Raw genomic sequence first — 1,150 nt, 5'->3', positions numbered from 1 at the left:
GAGCCGGAGGGCGGTAGCCCAGTGCACTATGCGGTCGTTTGGTGTTGTAGTGCTTTCTCCATTGTTCGATCAGGATTTGGGCCTCGCGCAAGCTGTAAAATATCTCACCATTCAGAAATTCGTCGCGGAAACGGGCATTGAAGCTTTCACAATAACCGTTCTCCCAGGGCGACCCCGGCTCGATATAAGCGGTTCTGGCGCCGACAGCGGCGATCCAGTCCCGGACAGCTTGGGCGACGAACTCGGGTCCATTGTCGGATCTGATGAACGAAGGGATGCCGCGCAAGATGAACAGGTCGCTCAGGGCGTTGATGACGTTTCCCGAGTTCAACTTGCGATCCACGCGGATGGCCAGACACTCCCGGCTGTATTCGTCGATAATGTTCAATGTGCGGAAAGCCTTCCCGTCGTCGGTTCGGCAATGCACAAAGTCATAGGACCAGACATGATCGCGGTGTTCCGGCCGAAGCCGTACGCACGATCCGTCATTCAGCCAGAGCCGTCCCTTCTTTGGTTGTTTCATTGGCACTTTCAGCCCCTCTCGTCGCCACAGCCTTTCAACCCGTTTGTCGTTCACATGCCAGCCTGCATCTCTGAGCAGGGCCGCAATGCGACGATAGCCATACCGACCATACTGACGCGCCAGCTCGATCATGTCGGCCACAAGCAGGTCGTCATCCTGACGACCGACTGGCACCTTTCGTTGAGTGGATCGGTGCTGTCTCAGGACGCGGCAAGCCCGACGCTCCGAGACGTGCAACTCAGCGCGCACCCGATCAATACAAGCTCGGCGACGAGCGGGGCTCAGGGGCTCCGCCCGTTCTGAGCTGAAACGGTCATCTGACCGTTTCCGGGACGCCCTTCACTCCCTTTGCAGCTTCCGCCAGGATCAGCTTGTCCAACGTCAGATCGGAAACGGCCCTGCGCAACCGCTCGTTCTCTTTCTGAAGACGTTTCAGTTCTTTTAATTGGTCTGTGCCCATACCACCGTATTTCTTCTTCCAGCGGTAATAGGTTTGTTCAGTCACACCAATTTGCCGGATCGCATCCAAACGCGGCATACCTTGCCCAGTAAGGACCTCAACCTGTCGTAACTTCGTGACAATTTCCTCTGGCTTGGGTCGCTTGTTGCCCATGTGATTCCTCCGTT

1 pseudogene is annotated in these 1,150 nt (G+C 56.5%); it reads right to left on the bottom strand.

Annotated features, from left to right (window positions below):
* Positions 1 to 1,136 (bottom strand): annotated as a pseudogene (locus J7412_RS21745) (IS3 family transposase); the annotation flags it as partial.
* Between the last annotated feature and the right edge of the window lie 14 nt (positions 1,137 to 1,150).

The organism is Shimia sp. R9_3, from assembly GCF_017743755.1.
Lineage (GTDB): Bacteria > Pseudomonadota > Alphaproteobacteria > Rhodobacterales > Rhodobacteraceae > Shimia.
This window is presented reverse-complemented; position numbering and strand designations above follow the sequence as displayed.